The following is a 26,047-nucleotide window of genomic DNA, read 5'->3' as shown; positions in this document are numbered from 1 at the left end:
CATGGAACGGGTGGGTTTTCAGTCGGAGAGTTGCGGGGCGGCGGCGGATGGGCGGAGAGTGGCGCATGGGGGCGGTGGCGGTGGTGGGCAGGATTGCCCGCTCTGCGGGGAGTGAGGGAGGCCTTAAGAACGGCATTTCCTTCAACCTACTAACCAATTGCTTTATACATCAGAACATTAAAAATGCTTTCGACAGAGACGCTCGCGAACAGAATAAACAGCAGACCCAAGAAAACAAAAACGAAAAGCACCCCCCCTAGCCAACGAAAGAAAATATTGATGTTCTGGGTGAATTTATCCCTCCCTCGAAAACCTCGAACATAACACCCCAATAACAAGTGTAGAATCCTACCCGGGAGAAGACGATCATCATTCCGTACTTTCGCCGGCCCGAGAAAAATTACTACTTTCCGATAACCCTCAGCGAGCAACTGTGCAATCCGAACCCATAAGCCGGCAAGGCACCAGCCAAGACATGGACGACTCTTACTACACGAGCGACGCCCCGCTTCAACTGGCTCACCTACTGCCTCAGTATTACCTCCACCATCCTCGTCCTTTTTTGCTTGAGCGATCCTTTTTTCCTCCATCTCGAAATACGACTGACACATCAAGGCAAAGCGTATGTAAATTCGCCAGACAGAAAAATAAGTAAAATAGATCGATAAAACTATTGTTACAATTAGGGAAAAACTAGCCAAGTTCCGAACCCAAGAACTGACAGTGTAAGAATAAGATTCACCGCTGCAAATGATTTGACCACCCTGTGATACACCCCACGAACTAAGATCCGAAGCCACTCCCCCTTTCTTAAAGTTGCTGCAAATTGCTTTAGAGAAATAATCAAATGTCGGATCTCCAGCTTCAGAAAAGCAAAACGCGCACAACAGGATCACCACCCCCAGCAAGCACCAAGCCGGAATAGAGTAGAACAGTGTCATCACTACAGAAATTCTAAGCGAAACTGTTTTTCCACCCTTATTTGATATAAAAGCAAACCCCGCGTTCTCGTTTGGATATCTGCTCTCGATAGCAGTGACGCTACGCAAGGCATTTTCGATCAACTCTTGAAAGATGAAGTCAAAAAAGGAAATCACCACAATGCCGCAAAAGGCGGCTACTGTTACAGCCAACAGCGAAACAATGTAAAAGTCTAATGAGGACAGTACTGACGGCTCACCAACGCCCCCAACGATAAAGTTAATTGCAGTGTAGTATCCTGCCACAATCGAGGCGAACAGAAACCTATAGTTGAATGAAAACTTGTTGAGGTCAGTAACACGCTTCAAAGCCTGATCATACGAAAACTGCTCAAAAGTATCTGGGTCGTCCATCACACTTCTCCCCCACCCTGCGCACATAGTAAAACTGGTTTCCCACCCGTTATCCATTCAACCATTTGCAGCATGGAAATTCAACCACTCCCCCTCTCCGTTGAGTTTGTTTCCAGTGGACAACGGGCGCTTCGAATTTGCTAAGTCAATTGACTTATTCAGTGCATCTTCACGACCAAAAGGAAGTCCACCCGTAGGGGCGGATCGGCGCTGCCTGGCCTCTCAGCCGGGCGGGACTTTGGATCGGCCAAAAACAAAAAACGGGGCCGAAGCCCCGTCTTGCAACTGTCTGAATAGGTTGCGTTTCCGCCGCAGAATGCTGGGGTGCGGGCACGCAATTGGCTGCGCCAACCGCTTTCGCCCGCCGTCCCTCAAATTGGACAGCCTCAGCTGTCCATTTTGAGGGCGGAAATAAACGCTTCCTGCGGGATGTCCACCTTGCCGAACTGGCGCATCTTCTTCTTGCCCGCTTTCTGCTTGTCCAGGAGCTTGCGCTTCCGGGTGGCGTCGCCGCCGTAGCATTTGGCGGTCACGTCCTTGCGCAGCGCCGAGAGGGTCTCGCGGGCGATCACCTTGCCGCCGATGGCGGCCTGGATCGGGATCTTGAACATGTGGCGCGGGATCAGCTCCTTGAGCTTCTCGCACATCGCCCGGCCGCGCATCTCGGCCCGGTCGCGGTGCACCATGGTGGAGAGCGCATCGACCGGCTCGTCATTCACCAAGACCGACATTTTGACCAGGTTGTCCTGGCGGTAGCCGGTCATCTGGTAGTCGAAGGAGGCATAACCCTTGGTCACCGATTTCAGCCGGTCGTAGAAGTCGAACACCACCTCATTCAGCGGCAGGTCATAGACCACCATGGCGCGGGAGCCGGCGTAGGACAGGTCCATCTGGATGCCGCGGCGGTCCTGGCAGAGCTTCAGCACGTCGCCCAGGTATTCGTCCGGCACCAGGATGGTCGCCTTGATGCGCGGCTCCTGGATGTGGTCGACCTTGGAGGGGTCGGGCATGTCGGCGGGGTTGTGCAGCTCGATCATCTCGCCGGGCACATTGTCCTTGCCCTTCATGTAGACGTGGTAGATCACGCTCGGCGCGGTGGTGATCAGCTCGATGTTGTATTCGCGCTCGATCCGGTCGCGGATCACTTCCAGGTGCAACAGGCCGAGGAAACCGCAGCGGAAGCCGAAGCCAAGCGCGGCGGAGGTTTCCATTTCAAAGGAGAAGGACGCATCGTTGAGCGCCAGCTTGTCGATGGCGTCGCGCAGGTCCTCGAATTCGGCGGAGTCGACCGGGAACAAGCCGCAGAACACCACCGGCTGCGCGGGTTTGAAGCCCGGCAGCGCCACCTCGCAGCCGCCCCGGTCATTGGTGATGGTGTCGCCGACGCGGGTGTCGCGCACCTGCTTGATCGAGGCGGTGAGGAAGCCGATCTCGCCCGGCCCCAGTTCGTCCACGGTCTGCATGGCAGGGCGGAAGACGCCGATGCGGTCGACGTGGTGCAGGGTGCTGTTCGACATGAACTTGACCCGCATGCCCTTCTTGAGGACGCCGTCCATGATGCGGACCAGAACAATCACGCCGAGGTAGCTGTCGTACCAGCTGTCGACCAGCATCGCCTTCAGCGGCGCGTCGCGGGTGCCCTCGGGGGCTGGCAGGTGCTGGACAATCGCCTCCAGCGTTTCGCGGATGCCCTGGCCGGTCTTGGCAGAGACCTGAATGGCGCCGGTGGCGTCGATGCCGATCACATCCTCGATCTGCTCCGCCACCCGGTCGCAGTCGGAGGCGGGCAGGTCGATCTTGTTCAGGACGGGGACGATCTCATGATCCGCCTCAATCGCCTGATAGACGTTGGCAAGCGTCTGCGCCTCCACCCCTTGCGTCGAGTCGACAACCAGCAGCGAGCCCTCAACCGCGCGCATGGAGCGGGAGACCTCATAGGCAAAGTCGACGTGGCCGGGGGTGTCGATCAGGTTCAGGACATAGGTCTCGCCATCCTGCGCTTTGTAGTCGATGCGCACGGTGTTGGCCTTGATGGTGATCCCGCGCTCGCGCTCGATGTCCATGGCGTCGAGCAGCTGTTCCTTCATATCGCGGTCCTTCACCGTTCCGGTCTCCTGGATGAGCCGGTCAGCGAGGGTGGATTTGCCATGGTCGATATGGGCGACGATGGAGAAATTGCGGATGTGAGCGAGGTCAGTCATGCTGAGGCATATGATTTGGATTCGGGGTTTGGTCAAGGCTGATTGAATGCATAAGGAAGACCAGTCTAGCAATGAGCTAGAGACATTGTTTCGGCAACTAACGACTGAGCTCGACACACTAGCCGCGGAACACTTTCAAAACGCGCTTCTGGTTCGAACAGCACTGCGTGCGTTGCCCTTACTGGCTGCCGGGCTTCCCTCGCCCAACGCAGGTGCTAATACCAACTTGTACTTCTTGTCGCTCCTTCGTTGCCTTATCACGCAGAGCTGTCTGACTGGCTCCTCATTTGACCTAGACTTGGCGTCATCTACCGAGGCGGCACTTGCACAGGAAGAGAAGACTTCGAAGCAACTTGGTATTTGGCTACCAAACGGCAACGTCACAATTTTAGTTCGAGACATCGCTCGGCGGCTATCTGCATACATTTCTGATCCTTCAACTTCTGATATCCTAGGCCATTACTTGTCATTTTTTTCAGCGCCTTCGTACCACCGTGAAATTGGACAGATTAGAAAAGACTTAGCTCAACTTCCCCAAGAGCCAGCGGCAATATTTGATCAGAAGCTGACTAGCTCTTTTGGCCTATTGGACTGGCAAGAAAAACTTTCTCATGAGTGCTGGGCGTTCTGGCGCTTCTGGTATCAGGGCTTCCTTGACGGCAAACCTCTAGACTGGGAACTCCAACGCCGCGTTGCACTGTTAGACAATGCAATCTGGGACACAGGCCCCGAAGCCGTCGCCAAGGAAATCGAGCGCATCCGCAGCCTGTTTGAACTGGAGCAGGAAGTCGCTCGCCTCAAGGAACAACTGGCGGCTGTTGAACGCACTCCTGCAGCCGCTCTGATCGGCGACAATGGCGGGCCTCCGCTGGAGGATGCTGCGGCGCGCGCCTTACAGACCGACCTTGCGCTGATCTGGAAACAGGTTGAGGAACTGGAGGAGGAGATCGCGAAACCGTCGCCCTCTCCGTCGCTGCTGGAAAAGATCGCAAGGGCTCTCTGGGACATCTCACTGCGCATGGCGGCCTACTGCGGGTCTGTTGCGGATGGCATGATCCGGGAAGGAACCAAGGAATTGGCCAAGGCCGGCGCAAAATGGACCGCAAGGGCAACAGCCGTCACCGTCACGGCGCAAACCGATGGCGTCCAGTCCGTTGCCAAGGCCATTTGGGCATTCGTCAAAGCGCTCCAATAGGCTGAATTGACCTCCCGCCCGGCCGTAAGCCCGGGCCGCGCCGGACCTTCACGTCAAACCGCAGGTTTGCCTCCGGCAAAGCGGGAAGGGGCGATTGCGCCTCCCCAAGGTCAGCCGCGCCCCTCCGGCCGCATCCTCCGACGGTGGGCATTTACCAGAAATTTGCAACTTATAAGATAGTGCATTCCCCGTAAATCGCGAGTATCTTGACTTGGATCAAGGAAATAGAACTGACCCGGGGACACGTTGCGCGAAACCTGAACTGGAGGGCATGGACTATGGACTTTTCCGCCAGAAAACAAATACTTGAAACACGGCGTCGGCAATTGGCCGGGCTGCTGTCCCGGACCGGGCAGGCCCCGCGCGCGCCCCGCATGGGGTCGCACCGCCAGCCGCAGTCAGAGCGCGGCGCCGGCTGTGCGATTGAGGTCATGCCTTACGCCAGCCAGGAGGAGCTGCGCCGGATCGAGGCTGCGCTGGCCCGCCTGCACGACGGCTCCTATGGCTACTGCCGGATCTGCGGCGACGACATGGGCGACGACTGGCTGGACCAGCGCCCGGCCTCTGCCTTCTGCAAAACCTGCTCCCAGTAACCGCGCCGCCCGCGGCGGCGCCGGTGCGGTCCTCTCCCCCCCCCAGATGCCAGCGGCCTGCCGGACCGCTGGCTTTCTTGCGTCTTCCCTGCGCCTTCCGTGCACATGCGTGCAACGGCCCGTTGCCCCGCGGCAGCGCTGCACTACTTTAGCCTTTGCGCGCACAGGCCCCGTTGCCGTGCCGGGCGGGATATGCCACAACCGGCCTGACCGACTGAACAAATGAGTTTAGCAGATGCCAGAATTCACTGAGCGCCGCCGCATGATGGTGGATACCCAGATCCGTCCCTCGGATGTCACCAAATACCCGATCATCGAGGCCATGCTGGCAGTCCCGCGGGAGAAATTCGTGCCCGATGCGCAGCGCGAGGGGGCTTACGCGGATCAGAACGTGCCGCTGGGCGGCGGCCGGGTGCTGCTGGAGCCGCGCACCCTGGCCAAGATGCTGGATGCGGTGGATCTGCAGAACGACGAGCTGGTGCTCGATGTGGCCTGCGGGCTTGGCTATTCCACGGCTGTTGCGGCGCAGATCGCGCAGATGGTGATCGGCGTCGAGGAAGACGAGGATATGGCCGCGGACGCCCAAGAGCTGCTGTCCGAAACCGGCGCCGACAATGCCATCGTGCACACCGGCCCGCTGGCCGAAGGCGCGGCGGAACATGGCGCCTATGACGTGATCCTGGTGCAGGGCGGCGCCGAGGAGCTGCCCGCAGCATTGCTGGACCAGCTCAAGGACGGCGGCCGGGTTGCGGCGCTGATGATGACCGGCAGCCTGGGCGAGGTGAAGATCGGCTACAAGGCCGGCGGCCGGATTTCCTGGCGGTTTGAATTCAACGCCAGCGCCCCGGTGCTGCCGGGCTTTGCCGCGGCACGGGAGTTCGCGCTCTGAGGCTTGGGCCCGGGCGCTGCGGCGGCCGCCGCCGCACGACGAAAAAGAGGCCGGGCGCTGCGCACTGAGGCGCCCGGAACAGCGACCTAACCACCGCGGCTGGCGGCGCGGCAAAAGATAAGGCAACCGATGCGAATGAAATTTCCTGCGAGTGTGTTTAAGGCTTTTGTGTTTGCCGGCAGCGTGACAGCCACTGTGCTGGTGCCGCTCAAGGCGGCTGCGGACAACCTGTCCGATGCGATGATCGGCGCGTATAAGACCAGCGGCCTGCTGGAGCAGAACCGGGCGCTGCTGCGCGTTGCAGATGAGGATGTTGCGATCGCGCTGTCGCAGCTGCGCCCGCTGATCCAATGGACCGTCACCGCCAGCCACAACTATTCCCGCGGCGCCAATCAGTTCGGCAATTTCAACGAGCTCACCAGCAACGACATCAGCACCCAGCTGCAGCTGACCCAGCTGCTTTACGACGGCGGCGAGACGCGCCTGCGCAAGGACGCTGCGCAGGAACTGGTGCTGGCCACCCGCCAGCAGCTGCTCGGGGTGGAACAGCAGGTGCTCCTGTCCGCGGTGCAGGCCTATGTCGGCGTGCTGCAGGGGCAGGAAAACGTCGCCCTGCGCCGCAACAACCTGCGCCTGCTGCAGGAAGAGCAGAAGGCCGCCCAGGACCGTTTCGAGGTCGGCGAGGTCACCCGCACCGATGTCGCCCTGGCCGAAAGCCGGGTCGCCGCCGCCCGCGCCAACCTGACCGATGCCGAGGGCATCCTGCTGACCGCCCGCGCCACCTATCAGCAGGTTGTCGGCCACGCGCCCGGCAGCATCGCCGGCCAGCCGCGGCTTCCCTCCCGGTCCTCCTCGCTGGACCGCGCGCAATCCATTGCGCAGCGCAACCAGCCGGATCTGCTGGCGCAGCAGCACACGGTCAAGGCCGCCGATATCCTGGTCCAGGCCGCAACCCGCGCCCTGGGGCCGAGCGTCAGCTTCCGCGCCACCGCCGGGCTGAGCGACAACATCAACGACGGCACCGGCATCAGTTCGGATGCAACGGCGTCGGTGGTCATGTCGCAGGATCTGTATGCCGGCGGCCGCAACGCCGCCACCCGGCGCCGCGCCATTGCCAGCGCCGATGCGGAGCGCGGCACCCTGATCTCCACCCAGCGGTCGGTGCGCCAGGCGGTCAGCGCCGCCTTCTACAATGCCGAAACCGCCCGCGTCAGCCTGATCTCCTCGGGCGAGCGGGTGCGCGCCTCCAAGGTCGCCTTTGACGGTATCCGCGAGGAAGCCACCCTCGGCGCGCGCACCACGCTTGACGTGCTGCAGGCAGAGCAGGAATACCTCGACGCCCAGACAGAGCAGGTGAACTCCCGTGCCGACCAGGCCATCGCCGCCTACCAGCTGCTGCAGTCGCAGGGCCTGCTGACCGCCGAACACCTCGGCCTGGCGGTGGAGATCTATGACCCGACGCTCTATTACAACCTGGTCAAGGACGCGCCGGCCCAGCACAGCAAGCGCGGCAAGGATCTGGACCGCGTGCTCAAGGCCTTGGGGCGGAACTGACAATTCACTCTATCTGTTGTGCGGGGAAGGGAAGGCCGCTACACTCTGACTCAAGAGGCAAGAGTGGTAAAATAAATGTCCGACCCAGTGACCCACGCCGAGATTGAAGATGTCCTGTCCTCGATCCGCCGGTTGGTGAGCAATGAGACCCAGGAACAGCCTGCGGCGCCGGAACCGGCGGCGCGGCTGGTGCTGACGCCGGCCCTGCGGGTGCAGCAATCCGCCCCGCGCAGCACTCTGCCTTCTGAAGATACGGCAGCGCCGTCAAGCCAGCCGGAAACGCAATCAAAGGCTGAGCGGCAGCCGGCCGTCCCTTATGCCGCTTCGGATGCCGGCACCGCCGCCGGGGACGCCGCCAGCCTGCTGGCAGAGGAGCCGTCCCTGGCCTTCCGCCATCACCGGGAACTGTCCCTGTCGCGGCGCAATGCCGCCGCGGCTGACCCGTCCGGAACAGAACAGGCGGACACCGAACACGCAGATCCGGAACAAGCGGACTCGGAACAAGCAGACACCGGGCTGGCAGAGCCGGAACCGGCCAAAACAGAACTGTCCAACGCAGAACTGGCCAACACAGAACTGGCCAACACAGACGCACCCTGGGGCGACCCGGAAACCACCCTCTTTGAAGCCGCAGCCGGTACCAGCCGGCCTGGCGTTGCCGCGGCGGACGAGGCTGGGATGGAGGCGGAGGCCGAGGCAGCAGACCGGGCGCCCGTGTTGCTCAAGGATGGCGGGCGTGCAGGCGGCACCGCCGGTGCCCGCGCGGCCTCCGTGGTCCGCAAGATTGCCGAGATGGAGGCGCGCAGCTCCGCCGCGCAGGACCGCCCGCAGCAGCACTGGGAGCCCGACAGCCAGACCGAGGCGCCCTTTGCAGGCGCCGGCCCCGATACCATCGAATGGCGCGATGAGCCGCTGCCGCCGCGCCGCGGCCGGGACGCAGAGGAAGAGATCCTGGACATTCCGGAAACCTTCTTCGAGCCGGAAACCGCTGCCACCCCCGGCGATCCCGAGGCTGTGCTGGATCCGGGCACGGCGGCCGCTTCGGCGGAAACGGCAGTGGAAGAGGCGGTCACGGCTGCGGCCATGGACACCTTGGCGGAAGAAGGCGACAGCTACCTCGACGAGGACGCCCTGCGCGATCTGGTGGCCTCCATCGTGCGCGAGGAGTTGCAGGGGCCGCTCGGCGAGCGTATCACCCGTAACGTGCGCAAACTGGTCCGCCGCGAAATCCAGCGTGCCTTGGCCGCCCACGATCTGCTTTGATCGGGGCAGGCTGAAGTCTTCGCTTCCGGCTCAAGAGAAAACGGGGAAGCCGTCCCCTTTCCCCATCGCCTTCACAGACAGATGCCTATGGCGGACAGGAACCCGCATCAAGGACGCTGCGCGCCAGCAAGCTGGCAAGTCCTTGACGCAGAACCCCGTCCGCCATTTTCCGGCATCAGCGAAGGCGACGGAGAAAGGGGACGGCGGGCAGCACCGCGGCCGGGGTCAGGCCCGCACTTCCTGCGCCAGCTCCAGCAGCTGATCCAGATCCATGTACCGCTCCAGATGGTCCGCCAGCGCATCCAGGACTTGCTCGACGCCGTCCTCATATCCCGCCTGGCTTTCCGCCCCGAGGCTGGCCAGCACGCTGGCGCGGAAGGCGTCCCCGGAAAACAGCCCGTGCAGGTAGGAGCCCTTGACCCGCCCGTCAGCTGAGGCCGCGCCCTCAGCCCGCCCATCAATGCTGAGCCAGGCGCGGGCGCAGTCGGCGCCGGTGGTGCGGCCCATGTGGATCTCGTAACCGCTGACCGGCAGGTTGCCGTCGCGCGTGACCGCCTCGGTCAGCGTCACCCGCTTTTCCCCGGCCATCACCGTGTGCACGTCCAACAGGCCCAGCCCCTCCACCTTGCCGGGCCGCCCGTCAACACCCTCGGGGTCGTCGATGGTCTTGCCCAGCATCTGATAGCCGCCGCACAGGCCCAGCACATGGCCGCCGCGCCGGTGATGCGCCAGGATGTCGATGTCCCAGCCCTGCGCGCGCAAGTAGGTGAGGTCGCCGATGGTCGATTTGCTGCCGGGCAGAATGATCAGATCCGCATCGCCGGGCAGGGCGCGTCCGGGCGGCACGATCTCCACCGTCACCGCGGGTTCTGCGGCCAGCGGGTCCAGATCGTCGAAATTCGCCATCCGCTCCAGCTGCGGCACCACCACCTTGCAGGCGCCGCCCTTGTGCGAGGCGATGTCCATCATGTCTTCAGCGGGAAGCTTCCAGGCATCCCAGAACCACGGCACCACCCCCAGGGACGGCCAGCCGGTGCGCGCGGCAATGTCGTCCCGGCCGCCGTCAAACAGGCTCAGGTCGCCGCGGAAGCGGTTCACCAGGAAGCCCACGACCCGTTCCAGGTCCTGCGGTTCCAGCACCGCATGGGTGCCGACAATCTGGGCAATCACCCCGCCGCGGTGGATGTCGCCGGCAATCACCACGGGCACCTGTGCCGCGCAGGCAAAGCCCATGTTGGCAATATCGTTCTTGCGCAGGTTGGTCTCAGCCGGGGAGCCCGCCCCCTCGATCAGCACCAGATCGGCCTCCGCCGCCAGGCGGTGAAAGCTTTCCAGCGCCGCCTCCAAGAGGCCCGATTTGTCGCGCATGAACGATCCCGCGCCCTGGGTGCCGCGGCGCTTGCCCTGCACGATCACCTGGGCGCCGGTGTCGGTCTCCGGCTTCAAGAGCACCGGGTTCATGTCGGTATGGGGCGCGCGTTTGGCGGCGCGCGCCTGCAGCGCCTGCGCCCGGCCGATCTCGCCGCCCTCCGGCGTGACGGCGGCGTTGTTTGACATATTCTGCGGCTTGAACGGCGCCACCTTCAGCCCGCGCCGCACATAGGCGCGCGCCAGCCCCGCCACCAGCAGTGACTTGCCGACATTGCTGCCGGTGCCCTGGATCATGATTGCGCGTGCCATCCGCTGCTCCCTGCCTGCGCCCCGTCGTTCAGGGGCCTGCATAGCAGGTTAGACGCCCCCGTCCATGGGGGCTGTGCCGCAAGCGTCCCGCGGCAGCCGCCGCGCGACAGGGTTCCCCTGCGGAAACCCCGGCGTGCAAAAAGAAAAACGCGCCCCACGGGGCGCGCTTTTCAGCAATGCGCAGGGGAAGCCTCAGGCGGCTTCAGCCTGCGCAGCGTTGCGGCGTTCGCTTTCTTCACGCGACAAAGCAACCGAGGTCCGCACTCCGCGGCCCACGAAGTCCATCAGGCCTTCCACAACCCGTTCGTTCGGGTCGATGCCGGCGCAGGACAGCACTTCGCGGCCATCGCGCGAGCGCGCCCAGCGGGCGATCTGTTCCGGGCCATTGCCGTATTTCTTGTCGTCGGCGATGGCATCATCCAGTGCGGCCAGGACAACGGCTGCAAACAGTTTGCGGGCGCGGTTGCCTTGCTCGTTATTATAAGCGGTGCCGTCTACGAAATCTCGCATCTCGTATCCCTTGTTGTTCTTGCTATTGCAATTTTCGGCGTAGCGCTGCTTATGACGGAAGTGTGACGATTCGGATAGAGCGCAGATGCATAGCTTTCATGCAATTTGCGCATATCTTATTCACAGATCTTCCATACCATATCCTTGTCTTGCCAGCGATCAGCCCGCCAGATATAGGGTCTTGCAAATTATCATCAACCATCTGAAAGGCATTTTCCCATGCCCAAGATCAACGGCAACGAAATCCGTCCCGGCAACGTGCTGGAACATAATGGCGGCCTTTGGGCAGCGGTGAAGGTCGACCACGTCAAACCCGGCAAGGGCGGCGCTTTTGCCCAGGTCGAGATGCGCAACCTGCGCAACGGCTCCAAGCTGAACGAGCGTTTCCGTTCGGCCGACAAGGTGGAGCGCGTCCGCCTGGAGCAGAAAGACCAGCAGTTCCTCTATGAGAGCGACGGCATGCTGGTGTTCATGGATGCCGAGACCTATGAGCAGATCGAACTGCCCGCGGACCTTCTGGGCGACCGCCGCCCGTTCCTGCAGGACGGCATGACCATCGTGGTGGAATTCTACGAGGCCGAGGCGCTGAACGCGACCGTGCCGCAGAAGGTCACCTGCAAGATCGTCGAGACCGAGCCGGTCGTCAAAGGCCAGACCGCGGCGAACTCGTTCAAGCCCGCGATCCTGGATAATGGCGTCAAGGTCATGGTGCCGCCGTTTGTCGGCCAGGACGAGATGATCGTGGTCAACACCGAGACCATGGAATATTCCGAGCGCGCCTGATACAGGCCGCCTTCGGAAAACGGAAAAGCCGCCCTCCCTCGGGGGCGGCTTTTTCTGTGTCTGCGCACCGCCCAAGACTTTTCTGAAAAGTCTTGGCAAAAGTTTTCAAAAACTTTTGCACCAGCCGCCGCCGGGCGGATCACCCCGCAGGCAGTGCCAGGCTGAAGCCGCATTCATCCATCATCTTGCCATAGGCCGCGGTAAACCCGCTGAGCGAGGCCTCATAGAACATGTCGTTTCCCGCCCAGATCTCCACCCAGCGGCCCTGCTGCATCGCTTGCAGCATCACCAGGTGGTCCTGGAACCGCAGCGCGCTTTCGGCTTCGGCCAGGCCTTCCTCATTGATCCAGGAATTGATCCCGGCCTCAACGGAAAAGCTGCGGTCGAAGTCAAAGATGAAATCCACTGTGCCGCCCTGCTGCATCAGCGTCGGGTAGTGGCGCGGCGCATATTCCTGCACCTTGGCCATCGGGTAGAATTCCGGCGGGCCCGCGTCGCCGGAAAACACCTCCAGCGCCAGCAGCGGATCGCCATCGCCGCCGGTCCAGGCGCGGCAGGTCAGATAGCTGTCCTGCTCCGTCTCATGCGGTTCCGTGGCGACATGCCAGTCCTTGTAGCTCCAGTAGTCTGCCCAGGCAGGGGAGGCCGCCAGCACGGCGGCGCAGGCTGCAAACATCAGACGCATCAAATACCCTTTCAGCAAATTCTGCGGCGACCTTAGCGCAATCAGGTGAACAGAGGCTTGTCAGAAATCCAATGCCTGCAGCCGCGCCTCGACCATGTTCCGGTAGCTGGCACCGAACAGCCGCAGATGCACCAGCGCGGGCCACAGCTGATAGATGGCGCGGCGCGCCTCATACCCCGGTTCCAGCGCGCCATAGGCGTCCAGAAACGCCGCAGGCGGGGTTCCGAACAGGTGCAGCATCGCCAGATCCACCTCTGCATCGCCCCAGTAGCAGGCCGGGTCGATCAGATAGGCCTGGGAGCCGCTGAACAGCACATTGCCGCTCCACAGATCGCCATGCAGCAGGGAGGCGGGCGGCGCGGCGGGCAGCAGCTCGGGCAACCGCGCGCACAGCGCTTCTATGCGCGGCCGCAGATCGCGGGGCAGGGCGTTCGGGTCTGCCAGCAAGCGGCGGCTGGCCCAGAAGTCCACCCAGTTCTGCAGCGGCGCATTGGGGACCGCCACCGGGCCAAAGGCGTAATCCTCCGTCCAGCCGTAGTGCGGGCCTTTGGTAGAATGCAGCTGCCGCAAGGCATGCCCCAGCGCCTGCCAGCCCGCCGTGCTGGCCCCGGTCTCCTGCAGCGCTTCCATCAGCAGCACATGACCGGCAATCCCCAGCACCTCCGGCGCGGGCACATCTGCGTCCCGGACCGCGCCCAGCATCGTGGCTTCAGCTGCTGCCAGAGGTCCGGTTTTGGCCACAACGTGGCGGCCATCGCTTAAGGAAAGAAGCTGCACGTCCGACAAATCGCCGCCATGCAGGGGGCGGGCGCGCAAAACCTCCGCGCCCAGCAGGGACAGAACGGTATCGCTCAGCCTGCTCACTCTTGCCAGGTGACGCGGGCGTCCCCCGCCTGCATCTCCCCCTTGGCGCGGTCGAACCGCAAATAGGCAATGCCCTGGCCGCCGGCCTGGGTGTAGAGCGTGCCCGCCACCTTGCCGCCTGCTGTGATCTCCGTTCCAGCCGGCGCCTTGCCCTCGACCTGCACCGTGCGGAAGCCCTTGCGCAGCTCGGTTTTGTGCTTCATCCGCGCCGTCACCTCCTGGCCGACATAGCAGCCTTTGCGGAAATCGACGCCCTTCAGCGCCTCAAAGCCCGCTTCCAGGATATAGCTCTCCGGCCCCAGCTCGATGCCGGTTTCCGGAATGCAATGCGCCACCCGGATTGCGTCCCAGTCCGAACCGTCATCGCCGCCCTCAGGCCCATAGAGCCGCCAGCCCAGACCAGCATGGCGCGGGTCGGGCAGCGCGCCTTCTGGTGCTGTGCCAGTGCCGCGTTTCACCTGCAGATCCGTTATCTCCACCTGCACATCGGCGCGCAGCCGGTACATGTTCAGCCGTTTCATCAGGCCGTCCGCCAGCGAGGCCTCCACGTCCAGGAGCACCGCATCGCCGTCTGCGGCCAGAAAGAAATCCGCCAGATACTTGCCTTGCGGCGTCAGCAGCGCGGCATAGACCAGCCCGCTGTCCAGATGGTCCACATTATTGGTCACCAGCCCCTGCAGGAAGCTCTTGGCGTCGGCGCCGGTCAGGCGCAGGATGCGGCGGTCGCTCATTTGTGTCTCCGGGTTGCTGCCAACGGCGTTTCACTGCCTGGCCCAGTGATATAGGAAGCAGGGCGGAAGAAAACAGCAAATCCGCACCCAGGAGCCCCCATGCCCGCGCCTGTCAGCATCGTGATCCCCACCCTGAACGCCGAAGCTGAGCTGCCGGCCGCGCTGGAGCATCTGATGGAGGGGCTGGCGGCCGGGCTGATCCGGGAGCTGGTGATCAGCGATGGCGGGTCCACGGATGCGACCCGCGCCATTGCCGAAGCCTCCGGCGCCGAATGGATCAGCGGCGCCCCGTCCCGCGGCGGCCAGCTGCGGCGCGGCTGCGCGGCGGCGCAGGGAGAGTGGCTGCTGGTGCTGCACGCCGACACCCGTCTGGAAGCCGGCTGGTCCGCATCGGTGGCGCAGCACCTGGCAGAGGGGCAGGGCAGGCCGGCCTGCTTCCGCCTGCGGTTCCGGGCGCGCGGGCTGATGCCGGCTTGGGTTGCACGCTGGGCCAACCTGCGCACGCGCCTGTTCGCGCTGCCCTATGGCGACCAGGGCCTGCTGATTGCCCGCGATACATATGAGGCCGCAGGCGGCTATCCTGATCAGCCGCTGATGGAAGACGTGGCATTGGCGCGCCGTCTCAAGGGACTGGCGGTGCTGCCCTCCGCCGCGCTGACCAGCGCCGCGCGTTACCAGCGGGCCGGCTGGCTCCGGCGCGGGGCACGCAACCTGTGGACGCTGATGCGGTACTTTCTGGGGGTGAAGCCGGAACGGCTGGCGCGGTCCTACAGCAAATAGGCAAGGCCGCCCAGTGGCAGACGCGCAGGGCGCAAGCACTTCGCCGTGACCCTGCGTCAGCGGCAATTGACGCGGGTGGCGGTGCAGCTACTGTGCCGCCATGGATCAACCGCGGCGGCCACGGGGCTGCACGCTGTCAGGGAAAACCAGGCATGAACGGACCAGCGAACGTAGCGGCAGGGCGGCAGTATCTGGCTATTCCCGGCCCGTCGGTGGTGCCGGATCCGGTGCTGCAGGCGATGCACCGCCCGTCGCCCAACATCTACGCGGGCGAGCTGGTGGAGATGACCGCAGGCCTGATCCCGGATCTGCGCCGGGTGGCGCGCACAGAGCACCACGCCGCGATCTACATCGCCAACGGCCACGGCGCCTGGGAGGCGGCGCTGCAGAACACCCTGCAGCCGGGCGACCGCGTGCTGGTGCCTGCATCAGGCCGCTTTGCCATCGGCTGGTCGGAAATGGCCCAAGGCCTCGGGATCGAAACCCAGGTGCTCGACTTCGGCACCAGCGCGCCCTGGGGCATGGCCCGCATTGCCGAGGCGCTGGCGGCCGACACGGGCCACCGCATCAAGGCGGTTCTGGGCGTGCATGTGGACACCTCCAGCTCGATCCGCAACGATATCCCGGGCCTGCGCAAACTGCTGGATGAGGCAGGCCACCCGGCGCTGCTGATGGCCGACTGCATCGCCTCTCTGGGCTGCGAGCGGTTCGAGATGGACGCCTGGGGCGCCGACGTCATGGTCACCGCCAGCCAGAAGGGGCTGATGATGCCGCCGGGCCTCAGCTTTGTGTTCTTCAACGGCCGGGCCGCCGCGGCGCGGGCGGCATTGCCGCGGATCAGCCGCTACTGGGACTGGGCGCCGCGCGCCAACCCGGCGGAATTCTACCAGTATTTCGGCGGCACCGCGCCCACCCATCATCTCTACGGCCTGCGCGCCGCGCTGGACATGATCCACGGCGAGGGGCTTGAGAACGTGTGGAACCGCCATGCCCAACTGGCCCGCGCGATCTGGGCGGCCTGCGAGGCCTGGGGCGCCGATGGCCCGCTGCGGATGAACGTCGCGGACCGCGCCTTGCGCTCCCATGCGGTCACCGCGCTGCACATCGGCGCGCCGGACGGCACCCGCCTGCGCGACTGGGTGGAACGGAACCTGGGCCTGACCCTGGGGATCGGCCTTGGCATGGCGGCGCCCCAAAGCCCGGAATGGCACGGGTTTTTCCGGCTCGGCCACATGGGCCATGTGAACGGTCAGATGGTGATGGCACTGCTCGGCGGCATTCAAACCGGCCTCACCGCGCTGGGTATCCCGCACGGAACCGGCGCGCTGGAAGCGGCTGCACAGGTGCTTGCGGGCCGCTGACGGCCCGTTTCAGCATTCAGATGCGCAGGCGTCACGCCTTTTGCGAGTTCAGCCGGATCTCCAGTCTGGTGATGAAATGGTTGATCAGCACGGCCAGCACCAGCACCGGCACCAGCCCGTACATCACCCAAACCACAAAGAAGATCCACATCAGGTTGATGCCGGCAAACATGATTGCGGCAGAAAAGAAATCCGGCATGGCGTCCGGCAGTTCAGGGTCACGCATGACAATTCTCCCGGTGATACCCTTCGATGGTAGTCCGGGAGTGGTGAATGTCCGGTAAAACTGCCGCGATCAGCGCGCGGCCGGCAGGTTTCAGCCGGCCCTTGCTGCCGCCAGCGCTCTGGTCAGCGCTTCGGGCAGCGCCGCGGCAAAGGCACTAAGCTCCGCCTCCGGCCCGCAGCTCACCCGGATGCAGCGGTTTTGCGGCCCGGCAAAGGGCATCCGCACAAAGATCCCCTGATCCACCAGCCCGTCCAGCACGGCCTTGGCAAACACCCCGTCCCGGCCGCAGTCAATCGCCACGAAATTGGTGGCAGAGGGCAGGGCGGCCAGCCCGTTCTCCGCTGCAATCTCTGCAATCCGCAACCTTGCCGCCCCAATCTGCGCCAGCACCTGGTCCAGCCAGTCCTGATCCTGCAGCGCCGCCAGCGCGCCGACCTGGGCCGCCCGGTTCATTCCAAAATGATTGCGCACCTTATTGAAGGCGGCGATCAGATCCGGGTGCCCGATGGCATAGCCCACCCGCGCGCCCGCCATCGCATAGGCCTTGGAAAACGTCCGCATCCGGATCACCCGCGCATCATCGGCACTGACTGGCGCCGCGGTGCCCTCTGGCGCGCATTCCACATAGGCTTCGTCCAGCAAGAGCAGGCAGCCAGCGGGCAATTGGTCCAGCGCCGCGGCAATACCGGCGCCCTTGTGCCAGCTGCCCATCGGGTTGTCCGGGTTGGCCAGATAAACGATCTTGGCATCCGCCTCCGCGGCCCTCGCAAACAGCGCCTCATAATCCTCGCGGTCGTCCCTGTAAGGCACCGTATGGATCACCCCGCCGAACCCCGCGACATGATAGTTGAAGGTCGGATAGGCCCCCAGCGACGTGACCACCGCATCGCCCGCGCCAACCAGCAGCCGCACCAGATACCCCAGCAGCCCGTCTATACCCTCGCCGACGATGATATGCGCCGGGCTCACCCCGTGATGCGCGGCCAAGGCGTGGCGCAGATCAATGTTCTCCGCATCGCCGTATTTCCATATCTCCGCCGCGGCCTTGGCCATCGCCTCAACGGCCTTGGGCGAGGGGCCAAAGATGTTCTCATTCGCCCCCAGCCGCGCGGCAAAACCCTGGCCGCGGGCGCGCTCCTGTGTCTCGGGGCCGACAAAGGGCACGGTGGCGGGCAGGGAGAGTGCAAGCGGGGTGTAGCGGGGACCAGTCATGGGTGCAGATAAGCTGAAGCGCGCAGCCCGGGCAAGGCTTGCGTCACCGTCCCGCCCGGCGCAGTCTGGCCGCAGATTTCAAAGGGATTCTTTCATGCGCATTGCCCTGGCCCTGCTGGCCGCCGCCCTCGGCTACCTTCTGTTCTGGCCGGTGCCGGTCGCCCCCATCGCCTATGATCCGCCCGCCGCTCCGGGCTTTACCGGCGATTTCGCTGAAAACAACGCCCTCGACGCCGCCGCGCTGATCCATCTGCCGGACGGAGAGCTGGGGCCGGAGGACATCGCCCAAACCCCGGACGGTGCCATCTACACCACCAGTCTGTCCGGCAACCTCTACCGCATCGACGGGGACGAACCTGTTCTGGCAGACCGCTTGGGCGGCCGCCCGCTGGGGCTCAAGGCCGGCCCCGATGGTGCGCTCTATATCGCCGACAGCTTCCGCGGCATCCTGCGCTGGTCCGGCCCCGGCACGCTGGAAACCGTGGCGGACAGCGTCGACGGCGCCCCCATCATCTATGCCAACCAGATCGACGTGGCCCGCGACGGCACCATCTATTTTTCCAACTCATCGGACCGCTTCGACCCCGAAACAATGGGCGGCACCAAGCCCACCTCGATCCTGACCATCTGGGAGCAGTCGGACAGCGGCTACGTGGCCCGCATCCATCCGGACGGCACCGCAGAGAAAATCGCCGAAGGTTTCGTCTACACCAACGGCATTGCCCTCTCACCGGACGAAGACTTCCTGCTCATAAACGAAACCGGCCGCGCCCGGGTCCACCAGCTCTGGCTCAAAGGGGAGCGCGCAGGCCGGCAGGAAGTGTTCCTCGACAACCTCCCCGGCTACCCCGACAACCTGGAGGCCCAGGGCGGCGGCACCTACTGGCTCGCCTTCGCCAGCCCGCGGGTGCCGTCGGAGAAACTGATGCCGTACCCCTTCCTGCGCAAGGTGATCTGGCGCCTCGGCCCGATGGTGCGCCCGGCGCCGATCCACCGCGGCATGCTGGTGCAGTTTGACGGCCAGGGCAAAATCCTGCGCAGCCTGCAGGACCCCGCCGGCCGCCTCGGTGTCACCACCGGCGGCAAGGTGATGGACGGGCAGTTGTACGTGATGACCCTGGACTCACCGTTCTTCGCCCGGATGCCGCTGCAGCCCTGACGCCAGCAGGGCTGGCCTTTCCCCCACGTTGGACTGGCATCCCATCCGCCGCCGGGGCAGGCTGGCCGCAAACCAGCAGCGGGGAAGAAACCATGTCACGCGTCACCACCGGCTACAAGGACCGCATCGCCTATGTCACGCTTGCCCGCCCGGACAAGCACAATGCGCTCGACGAGGAGATGATCGAAGCGATCATCGCCGCTGGCCAGGAAGTGGCCGCCTCAGACGCCCGCGCGGTGGTGCTGTCGGGCGCCGGCAACAGCTTCTGCGCGGGCCTTGATATGGCGGCGCTGGCCAGCTTTGCGCAGCGTGACCTCAGCACCCTGATCATGGAGCGCACCCACGCCGACGCCAACGCCTTCCAGGAGGTGGCGATGGTCTGGCGCCGGGTGCCGGTGCCGGTGATCGCGGCCATTCACGGCGCCTGTTTCGGCGGCGGGCTGCAGATTGCGCTCGGCGCCGACATCCGCATCGCCCACCCGGAGGCGCAGCTTTCGGTGATGGAGATGAAATGGGGCCTCATCCCGGACATGGGCGGTATGGCGCTGTTGCCGCGGCTGCTGCGCTCGGACGTGCTGCGCCGCCTCACCTGGACGGCGGAAAAGGTGGCGGCCCCCCAGGCGCTCGACTGGGGGCTGGTCACCGAACTCGCAGGCAATCCGCTCAGCCGGGCGCAGGAACTGGCGGTGGAGATCGCCGGCAAAAGCCCCTCCGCCGTGCGCGCCGCCAAACGCCTTATCGCCTATGCTGAATCCGGCGCTTCCCAGGCGGACGTGCTGCTGCGCGAAAGCGCCGAACAGCTGGACCTGATCGGCCAGCCCGACCAGATCGAGGCGGTGGCGGCCCAGCTGCAAAAACGCCCGCCGGAGTTCCGCTGACAGGCCGCGCCGGGGCTGCCGGACCGCGGCCCCGGCGGGGATCCATCTGCCGCGCGGCTGCGCTCCTCCAGCCCCGAATCCGCGCGCCCGCTGGTTTCATCTTTCCCCAAATACTCATGCCTTGCCCCCGCCAGCCGGTGCCGCCGGCGAAGGGACGCGCCGCTGCCGCAACAGGCGTTTACGCTCCGGTAACACTTTTGGATTCTGCAACAGCGGACTTTCGCCAAATTGTCCGTAAATCCGCTCATGCAGGCGGGAAACCGCCGCCCGCCGGCGGGAAAATGCCGCGTAAAACCAGCGCCAAATCCCGTTAACTTTTTGGCAATATCTGGGGGCGAATTCTGCCTTCAGCAGGGCGCAAGAATGGCCAATCCAGCATCTGGAAATCTGCTGACCGGCGGCCCGGCGGGCCACTGGATGGCTGCTTGCGCGCTGGCGAACTGCAATAGAACCGGCAGCGGCAAGGACGCACCGCGGCCGGACTTCAGAAAGGAGTGAGGCTGATGCAACTGGTGCAGAAGAAGTGGTTCATCCTGTTTGAAAGCGGCGGCCTGCTGTCCCGGACCGGGGACCGGATCACCTATTTTTACGACGAGGCGCTGAGCTTCGGCGACCGCGAGGAGGCGCAGCGCTATCTGGCGGTGAACGAGAACAAGGTCAGCTATACGGGGCTGCGCCCCTCGCTGACCCAGGCCGCGTGAGCGGGTGGCTCGCCGCCAGCCGCACGGCGGAACGGCTTGCCGCCAGCGACGGAAAGATGCCTAGGTCCGCGCGCTGGCTGCTGGCGCTGACCGGCGTGGGGATCTCCGCCTCGGCGCTGATCTTCTGGGCCTGGCTCGGCGGTGCGGGCCAGGCGCCGGAGGACCAGCCCGGATGGTTCACCCTCACCGCGCTGCGCTTCTTCTGGCTGCCCTTTCTCAGCGGTGCGGGGCTGGTGCTGGCGGTTTGCTGCGCCGGGCGCAGCAACGGCTTCTAAGGGTTTTAAAACAACAAAAAGGGCCGCGCCCGGATGCAGGCGCGGCCTTCTCAATGTCAGCTCAGCAAAGCCTCAGAGGGAGGCGTCGTAGATCTTGGAGATGTTGGCGCCCAGGGCCGCGTCATAGTCCGCATCGGACATGGCGGCGTTCAGCCCCTCGGTCAGCGCGCGGCTGAAGGAGGCGATCATCTTGGTGTTCTGCGACAGGCGCGCGCAGGCGTCGTCGGTGGTGTAGCCGCCCGACAGCGCCACAACCCGGACCACATTGGCGTGATCGGCCAGATCGTCGTACAGCCCCGCCTGGGATGGGATGGTCAGCTTCAGCGCCACTTTGCTGTCCGCGGGCAGCGCGTCCAGCTGCGCCTTGATCTCCGCTTTCAGCAGCACCTCGGCCTCGGCTTTGGTGGCAGAGTTGATGTCCACTTCCGGCTCGATAATCGGCACCAGGCCGGCCGCAACGATCTGCTGGCCCACCTCGAACTGCTGGGCAACAACCGCCTTGATGCCCTCGGCATTGGCGTCCTTGATGACAGACCGCATCTTGGTGCCGAAGATGCCCTTTTCGCCCGCGCGCGCCAGCAGCGCGTCCAGCTCCGGCATCGGCTTCATCATCTGCACGCCATTGGCCTCATCGGCCAGGCCCTTGTCCACTTTCAGGAACGGCACCACGCCGCAGTTGTCCCACAGGAAATCCGCGGTCGGCTTGCCCTCGATCTCGCTGTCCATGGTCTTCTCAAACAGGATCGCACCCAGGATGCGCTCCTTGCCAAAGCTCGGCGAGGTGATGATGCGGGTGCGCATCTTGTGGATCTCGGCGAACATCTCGTCATCGTTCGCATAGGCGTCTTCGTTCACGCCATAAAGCGCCAGCGCCTTCGGGGTCGAGCCGCCGGACTGGTCCAGCGCGGCGATGAAACCCTTGCCTGCGGCGATGCGGTCGAGTTGTTCCTGATGTACAGAAGCGTCTTTGGCCATAATGCGTCACTCTTCTTTGGAATGGTCTGTCTTGGCGCTGTCTATAGCGCGAATCTGGTGGGAAACAACGGGGTGTTGCGCTAACGGAAGAAGGATTTCCGCGCATCCCGCGCCATGTTGTAGCGCATTTCCAGATCCGAGATCCGCGCCATTGCCGCCTTGCGCGCTTCCGGATCCGTCAGTTCCGCATATTCGCGGCGCGCTGCGGCCAGCTGCTCCTTCAGCCCGAACTCCTCCGGCACCACCCCGGCCTGCGCCATGATCCGCATGCCCGCCGCCAGCCCGGCGTCCACATGCGCCTCGCTGCTGCGATCGGGCAGGGGCTTGCCTTCCCCCTCCAGACCCTGCAGCTGGCCCTCGGCCTGGGCCTTGGTCAGCTGCCGTTCAATCAGGTTGCGGAAGGCGCGGATCATGCGGGCTCCTGTGGTTGCGGCAGCAGCATATCAGCCGCCGCTCAGCCCAGCCAGTCCTTGCGGGTGACGGCATCGTTCAGCGCCAGCAGGTCCTCGCGCAGGTCCTCCAATGTGACCGGCCCGCCCAGGCACACCCGCACCGCTTCCTGCGGCAGGCCCGAAACCGTGAAGGCATCGCTGGGCATGATGCCGATCTGGCGGCCCGCCATGCGGCCCATCACCTCGGCCCGGCTGGTGCCGCGCGGCAGGGTCAGCCACAGGTTAAAGGCCAGCGGATCGCTCTCGATGAAACACTCCTGCAGCACCTCCGCTGCCAGCGCCTGCCGCTGGGCTGCGGCCTTACGGATGAAGCGCTGGATCTCCGCCGCGGTGCCGTCCTCGATCCAGCGGCCGAGCAGCGCCAGATTCAAGGGCGACACCATCACATGCATCGACCTCAGCGCCTGGCTGAACTGCCCCAGCAGCGCCCGTTTCGGCACCGTCGTATAGGCCAGCCGCAGCCCGGCGCCGAAGCACTTGGAGAGCCCGGCGATGTGCCAGCCCAGACCGGGGATCAGGCTGCTGATCGCTGCAGGCGCGCCATTGTCGACAAAGCAATAGGCGTCATCCTCGATCAGCGGCAGCTCATGCTTTTGCAGCACTGCGGCAATCTCCTGCCGCCGCCTGGCCGGAATGGTGCGCGTCGAGGGGTTCTGCAGCGTCGGATTGAGGTACAGCGCCGCCGGCCAGTCGCCGGTGATGGCCGCCTCCAGCGCCGCCGGCAGGATGCCGTCCTTGTCGCTTGCCAGTCCAATGAGCCGGACCCCCAGCCGCGCCGCGATGGAGCGCAGCCCGGGATAGGTCACCTCCTCGCACAGCACGGTGGATCCCGGCTCGCACAGCACCGTCAGGATCGCATAGAGACTGGCGTGCGCCCCAGGGGTGATCACCAGCCGGTCCGGGGCGCAGTCCAGCCCGTTGGCCTGCATCCACTCTGCCGCGATGGCCCGGTCCTGCGGGCTGCCGGTCACCGATTGGTAGCGCAACAGCGGCACCATGTTGGCCGAGACATGCTCCAGCCCCTTTTGCATCCGTGCCAGCAGGGCGGGATCGTCCGGTTCCGGCGGCATGTTCATCATCGGATCTTCTTCCAGCGCCCGGCGCGGGTCGGGGCGCTCCGGCAGTGCCTCCCGGCTGCGCACAAAGGTGCCGCGTCCGACAAAGCTTTCGATATAGCCGCGCCGCACCGCCTCGGCATAGCCCCGCGACACGGTGGAAAAGTCCACGCCCAGCTCCTGCGCCACCCGCCGCTGCGGCGGCAGCCGGTCGCCGGGTGCCAGCACGCCCGCGTCGATGTCGGCGCCGATCGCCTCGGCCAGTTCGATGTAGCGCGGCCGGGCGCCGTCCAGACGGGCAGGGGTCCAGTGTGTCATCGCCGGGTCTCCGAGGGGTCTTTGTGTCGTGATTGATTGGTTCAATGCCGGAGTGCGGCAATAAATGCAATATCAATGTTTGCATATTGATTGCATTCAATCGGGGAATCGCGGTATCAGGCGGCGGAACCCAAGGAGACGCGCGATGACCCAAGCGGACGTTCTGGACGAGACCCAGCGGGAGCTGAAGCCGGCCCTGCTGAAGGGGCTGCGGCTGCGCTGCCCGAACTGCGGCGGCGGCAGGCTGCTGCACAGCTACCTGAAGGTGAACGACAGCTGCTCTGAGTGCGGCCAGGCGCTGCACCACCAGCGCGCCGATGACGGCCCGGCCTATCTGACCATCCTGGTGGTGGGCCACATCCTCGGCTTTGCGCTGCACATCGTCTACACCCAGCTGCGCCCGGACCCCTGGACGCTGGCGATCATCATGTCGGTGATCACTGTCGGGGCCTCGCTGCTGATGCTGCCGCGGATGAAGGGGCTGGTGGTGGCCTATCAATGGGCCAAGCGGATGCACGGCTTCTGAGCCGGCAGGAGCCAGTCAATCAAAATGCAAAAGGCGGGCCAGTGGCCCGCCATTTTCTGTTTTCTCCCAGCGCCGCGCAGCGGCGCCGGGCCCAACCGGGATGGAACAATCTGCGATTGGTCCGGGACGGGCGGGAGAGCCCCGCCTGCCGGGAATCACACCAGCCGCGAGGCGTCCTTGGCCGCGCGCACGAAATCGTCAAACAGCGGGTGCGGCGCAAAAGGTTTGGACTTCAGCTCCGGGTGGAACTGCACGCCGATGAACCAGGGGTGGTCGGTCCACTCCACGATCTCCGGCAGGCGGCCGTCCGGCGACATGCCGGAGAAGCTGAGGCCGCATTTTTCCAGCTGTTCCTGATACTTCGTGTCGACCTCATAGCGGTGGCGGTGGCGCTCCTCGATGTGGGTGCTGCCATAGACTTCCGCCACTTTGGAGCCTTCAATCAGCGCCGCGTCATAGGCGCCCAGACGCATGGTGCCGCCCTTGTCGTCGCCCACTTTGCGCTCGACGGTCATGTTGCCCTGCACCCATTCCTTCAGGTGGTAGACAACCGGCTCAAAACGCTTCTTGCCGGCCTCGTGATCGAACTCCTCCGACCCCGCTTCGGAAATGCCAGCCACGTTGCGTGCGGCCTCAATCACCGCCATCTGCATGCCGAGGCAGATGCCGAGGTAAGGCACCTTGTTCTCGCGGGCATACTGGGCCGCCTTGATCTTGCCTTCGGTGCCGCGCTCGCCAAAGCCGCCGGGGACCAGGATCGCGTGGTAGCCCTGCAGGTAGGGGGCGGCGTCTTCCTTGTCGAACAGCTCTGCGTCGACCCATTCGATCTTGACCTTCACACGGTTCGACATGCCGCCGTGGGTCAGCGCCTCGGCGATGGATTTATAAGCGTCTTCCAGCTGGGTGTATTTGCCGACAATGGCCACCCGCACCTCGCCCTCGGGGTTGTAGATGCGGTCCGCCACATCTTCCCAGCGCTCCAGGTTGGGCTTGGGGGCGGGGGCGATGCCAAAGGCATCCAGCACCGCCTGATCCAGGCCCTCGCGGTGATAGGCCAGCGGCGCCTCGTAGATGGATTTCAGATCCTGCGCGGCAATCACGCTGTCGGCGCGGACGTTGCAGAACAGCGCCAGCTTCTCGCGTTCCTTCACCGGGATCGGGCCTTCGGAACGGCAGACCAGGATGTCGGGCGCCAGGCCGATGGAGCGCAGTTCTTTCACGGAGTGCTGGGTCGGCTTGGTCTTCAGCTCGCCGGAGGCCTTGATGTAAGGGAGCAGGGTCAGGTGCATGAAGATGCACTGGCCGCGGGGCTTGTCCTGGGCGAACTGGCGGATCGCCTCGAAGAAGGGCAGGCCCTCGATGTCACCGACGGTGCCGCCGATCTCACACAGCATGAAGTCGACCTCATCCTCGCCGATGGAGATGAAGTCCTTGATTTCGTTGGTGACGTGCGGAATGACCTGGATGGTCTTGCCGAGGTAGTCGCCGCGGCGCTCCTTCTCCAGCACGTTGGTGTAGATCCGCCCCGAGGAGATCGAGTCGGTCTTGCGCGCCGGAACCCCGGTGAAGCGCTCGTAGTGGCCGAGGTCGAGGTCGGTTTCGGCGCCGTCGTCGGTCACGAACACTTCGCCGTGCTCAAACGGGCTCATGGTGCCCGGATCGACGTTCAGATAGGGGTCCAGCTTGCGCAGGCGGACCGAGTAGCCGCGTGCTTGCAGCAACGCGCCCAGTGCCGCGGACGCCAGGCCTTTGCCCAGAGATGAAACAACACCGCCAGTGATGAAGATAAAACGCGCCATATGTATTCGGCTGCCCCCGTGAGAAGTCAGATTTCAGCTGCCCGGCGG

At 64.4% G+C, this 26,047-nt stretch carries 26 protein-coding genes; 13 read left to right on the top strand and 13 right to left on the bottom strand.

Annotated elements, in window-relative coordinates; all coding sequences use genetic code 11:
• Positions 1 to 149 precede the first annotated feature (149 nt).
• Both K3725_RS12010 and lepA read right to left on the bottom strand, forming a co-directional pair.
• Positions 150 to 1,334: a hypothetical protein gene (locus K3725_RS12010; protein WP_260015561.1), complete on the bottom strand. Its 1,185-nt coding sequence runs from the start codon at positions 1,332 to 1,334 to the stop codon at positions 150 to 152.
• A gap of 386 nt (positions 1,335 to 1,720) precedes the next feature.
• Positions 1,721 to 3,535 carry a translation elongation factor 4 gene (gene lepA, locus K3725_RS12005; protein ID WP_260015560.1) on the bottom strand — a complete coding sequence of 605 codons (1,815 nt, stop codon included), beginning with the start codon at positions 3,533 to 3,535 and terminating at the stop codon, positions 1,721 to 1,723.
• Positions 3,536 to 3,833: 298 nt separating this feature from the next.
• Here lepA and K3725_RS12000 point away from each other — a divergent pair, with 298 nt between their 5' ends.
• The 5 genes from K3725_RS12000 to K3725_RS11980 all read left to right on the top strand — a co-directional run bounded on the left by K3725_RS12000 (position 3,834) and on the right by K3725_RS11980 (position 9,029).
• Complete coding sequence (locus K3725_RS12000; protein WP_260015559.1) at positions 3,834 to 4,730, top strand: hypothetical protein; 897 nt, start codon at positions 3,834 to 3,836, stop codon at positions 4,728 to 4,730.
• Between the two features lie 374 nt (positions 4,731 to 5,104).
• Positions 5,105 to 5,323, top strand: a complete 219-nt coding sequence (locus tag K3725_RS11995) for a hypothetical protein (RefSeq protein WP_260015558.1) — start codon at positions 5,105 to 5,107, stop codon at positions 5,321 to 5,323.
• A 235-nt stretch (positions 5,324 to 5,558) separates the two neighbouring features.
• Complete coding sequence (locus K3725_RS11990; protein ID WP_260015557.1) at positions 5,559 to 6,212, top strand: protein-L-isoaspartate O-methyltransferase; 654 nt, start codon at positions 5,559 to 5,561, stop codon at positions 6,210 to 6,212.
• 129 nt (positions 6,213 to 6,341) lie between these two features.
• Positions 6,342 to 7,766 (top strand): TolC family outer membrane protein, encoded by a 1,425-nt coding sequence (locus K3725_RS11985; protein ID WP_260015556.1) that lies wholly within the window; start codon positions 6,342 to 6,344, stop codon positions 7,764 to 7,766.
• Positions 7,767 to 7,841: 75 nt separating this feature from the next.
• Positions 7,842 to 9,029, top strand: a complete 1,188-nt coding sequence (locus K3725_RS11980; protein ID WP_260015555.1) for a hypothetical protein — start codon at positions 7,842 to 7,844, stop codon at positions 9,027 to 9,029.
• Between the two features lie 225 nt (positions 9,030 to 9,254).
• Here K3725_RS11980 and K3725_RS11975 read toward each other — a convergent pair whose 3' ends face one another.
• Complete coding sequence (locus K3725_RS11975) at positions 9,255 to 10,709, bottom strand: cobyric acid synthase (protein WP_260015554.1); 1,455 nt, start codon at positions 10,707 to 10,709, stop codon at positions 9,255 to 9,257.
• A gap of 192 nt (positions 10,710 to 10,901) precedes the next feature.
• Positions 10,902 to 11,219 carry a DUF6280 family protein gene (locus K3725_RS11970; RefSeq protein ID WP_008556013.1) on the bottom strand — a complete coding sequence of 106 codons (318 nt, stop codon included), beginning with the start codon at positions 11,217 to 11,219 and terminating at the stop codon, positions 10,902 to 10,904.
• Between the two features lie 219 nt (positions 11,220 to 11,438).
• Here K3725_RS11970 and efp point away from each other — a divergent pair, with 219 nt between their 5' ends.
• Positions 11,439 to 12,002, top strand: coding sequence for an elongation factor P (gene efp / locus K3725_RS11965; RefSeq protein ID WP_039185609.1), 564 nt, complete (start codon positions 11,439 to 11,441; stop codon positions 12,000 to 12,002).
• Between the two features lie 139 nt (positions 12,003 to 12,141).
• On the opposite strand, the gene K3725_RS11960 is transcribed toward efp, so the two are convergent.
• The 3 genes from K3725_RS11960 to K3725_RS11950 form a co-directional block, all read right to left on the bottom strand.
• Positions 12,142 to 12,678: a hypothetical protein gene (locus K3725_RS11960; RefSeq protein ID WP_260015553.1), complete on the bottom strand. Its 537-nt coding sequence runs from the start codon at positions 12,676 to 12,678 to the stop codon at positions 12,142 to 12,144.
• 69 nt (positions 12,679 to 12,747) lie between these two features.
• Complete coding sequence (locus tag K3725_RS11955) at positions 12,748 to 13,551, bottom strand: fructosamine kinase family protein (protein WP_260015552.1); 804 nt, start codon at positions 13,549 to 13,551, stop codon at positions 12,748 to 12,750.
• Positions 13,548 to 14,282: a folate-binding protein YgfZ gene (locus tag K3725_RS11950; protein WP_260015551.1), complete on the bottom strand. Its 735-nt coding sequence runs from the start codon at positions 14,280 to 14,282 to the stop codon at positions 13,548 to 13,550. The genes K3725_RS11955 and K3725_RS11950 overlap by 4 nt, the downstream gene beginning before the upstream one ends.
• A gap of 99 nt (positions 14,283 to 14,381) precedes the next feature.
• On the opposite strand from K3725_RS11950, the gene K3725_RS11945 reads away from it, so the two are divergent.
• On the top strand, positions 14,382 to 15,062 hold the full coding sequence (locus K3725_RS11945; RefSeq protein WP_260015550.1) for a TIGR04283 family arsenosugar biosynthesis glycosyltransferase: 681 nt from the start codon (positions 14,382 to 14,384) through the stop codon (positions 15,060 to 15,062).
• A gap of 152 nt (positions 15,063 to 15,214) precedes the next feature.
• Positions 15,215 to 16,423, top strand: coding sequence for an alanine--glyoxylate aminotransferase family protein (locus K3725_RS11940; RefSeq protein WP_260015549.1), 1,209 nt, complete (start codon positions 15,215 to 15,217; stop codon positions 16,421 to 16,423).
• A gap of 31 nt (positions 16,424 to 16,454) precedes the next feature.
• Here K3725_RS11940 and K3725_RS11935 read toward each other — a convergent pair whose 3' ends face one another.
• Both K3725_RS11935 and K3725_RS11930 read right to left on the bottom strand, forming a co-directional pair.
• Entirely contained in the window at positions 16,455 to 16,649 is a 195-nt protein-coding gene (locus tag K3725_RS11935; protein WP_260015548.1) for a histidinol phosphate aminotransferase, read from the bottom strand.
• A gap of 90 nt (positions 16,650 to 16,739) precedes the next feature.
• Positions 16,740 to 17,861, bottom strand: a complete 1,122-nt coding sequence (locus K3725_RS11930) for a pyridoxal phosphate-dependent aminotransferase (protein WP_260015547.1) — start codon at positions 17,859 to 17,861, stop codon at positions 16,740 to 16,742.
• Positions 17,862 to 17,955: 94 nt separating this feature from the next.
• Between K3725_RS11930 and K3725_RS11925 the strand changes: the two genes are divergently transcribed.
• From K3725_RS11925 to K3725_RS11910, 4 genes are all read left to right on the top strand, one after another.
• Positions 17,956 to 19,020, top strand: coding sequence for an SMP-30/gluconolactonase/LRE family protein (locus K3725_RS11925; protein ID WP_260015546.1), 1,065 nt, complete (start codon positions 17,956 to 17,958; stop codon positions 19,018 to 19,020).
• 92 nt (positions 19,021 to 19,112) lie between these two features.
• Positions 19,113 to 19,898 (top strand): crotonase/enoyl-CoA hydratase family protein, encoded by a 786-nt coding sequence (locus tag K3725_RS11920; protein WP_260015545.1) that lies wholly within the window; start codon positions 19,113 to 19,115, stop codon positions 19,896 to 19,898.
• A gap of 503 nt (positions 19,899 to 20,401) precedes the next feature.
• Positions 20,402 to 20,599: a hypothetical protein gene (locus K3725_RS11915; protein ID WP_019296134.1), complete on the top strand. Its 198-nt coding sequence runs from the start codon at positions 20,402 to 20,404 to the stop codon at positions 20,597 to 20,599.
• Positions 20,600 to 20,655: 56 nt separating this feature from the next.
• Positions 20,656 to 20,874, top strand: coding sequence for a hypothetical protein (locus K3725_RS11910; RefSeq protein ID WP_260015544.1), 219 nt, complete (start codon positions 20,656 to 20,658; stop codon positions 20,872 to 20,874).
• Positions 20,875 to 20,946: 72 nt separating this feature from the next.
• Here K3725_RS11910 and K3725_RS11905 read toward each other — a convergent pair whose 3' ends face one another.
• The 3 genes from K3725_RS11905 to K3725_RS11895 form a co-directional block, all read right to left on the bottom strand.
• Positions 20,947 to 21,849: a fructose bisphosphate aldolase gene (locus K3725_RS11905; protein WP_260015543.1), complete on the bottom strand. Its 903-nt coding sequence runs from the start codon at positions 21,847 to 21,849 to the stop codon at positions 20,947 to 20,949.
• An 80-nt stretch (positions 21,850 to 21,929) separates the two neighbouring features.
• Positions 21,930 to 22,262 carry a DUF1992 domain-containing protein gene (locus tag K3725_RS11900; protein WP_260015542.1) on the bottom strand — a complete coding sequence of 111 codons (333 nt, stop codon included), beginning with the start codon at positions 22,260 to 22,262 and terminating at the stop codon, positions 21,930 to 21,932.
• 41 nt (positions 22,263 to 22,303) lie between these two features.
• Positions 22,304 to 23,674 carry a PLP-dependent aminotransferase family protein gene (locus tag K3725_RS11895; RefSeq protein ID WP_260015541.1) on the bottom strand — a complete coding sequence of 457 codons (1,371 nt, stop codon included), beginning with the start codon at positions 23,672 to 23,674 and terminating at the stop codon, positions 22,304 to 22,306.
• Between the two features lie 145 nt (positions 23,675 to 23,819).
• On the opposite strand from K3725_RS11895, the gene K3725_RS11890 reads away from it, so the two are divergent.
• A complete protein-coding gene (locus K3725_RS11890) occupies positions 23,820 to 24,200 on the top strand; it encodes a DUF983 domain-containing protein (protein WP_260015540.1) in 381 nt (126 codons plus the stop codon).
• A gap of 155 nt (positions 24,201 to 24,355) precedes the next feature.
• Here K3725_RS11890 and K3725_RS11885 read toward each other — a convergent pair whose 3' ends face one another.
• The gene (locus K3725_RS11885; protein ID WP_260015539.1) at positions 24,356 to 25,999 is read right to left on the bottom strand and encodes a CTP synthase; all 1,644 of its coding nucleotides are present in this window, start codon (positions 25,997 to 25,999) and stop codon (positions 24,356 to 24,358) included.
• Positions 26,000 to 26,047 lie beyond the last annotated feature (48 nt).

The organism is Leisingera sp. S132, from assembly GCF_025144465.1.
GTDB lineage: Bacteria > Pseudomonadota > Alphaproteobacteria > Rhodobacterales > Rhodobacteraceae > Leisingera.
The sequence above is the reverse complement of the archived record's forward strand: the minus strand, read 5'-3'. Positions and strand labels throughout refer to the sequence as shown.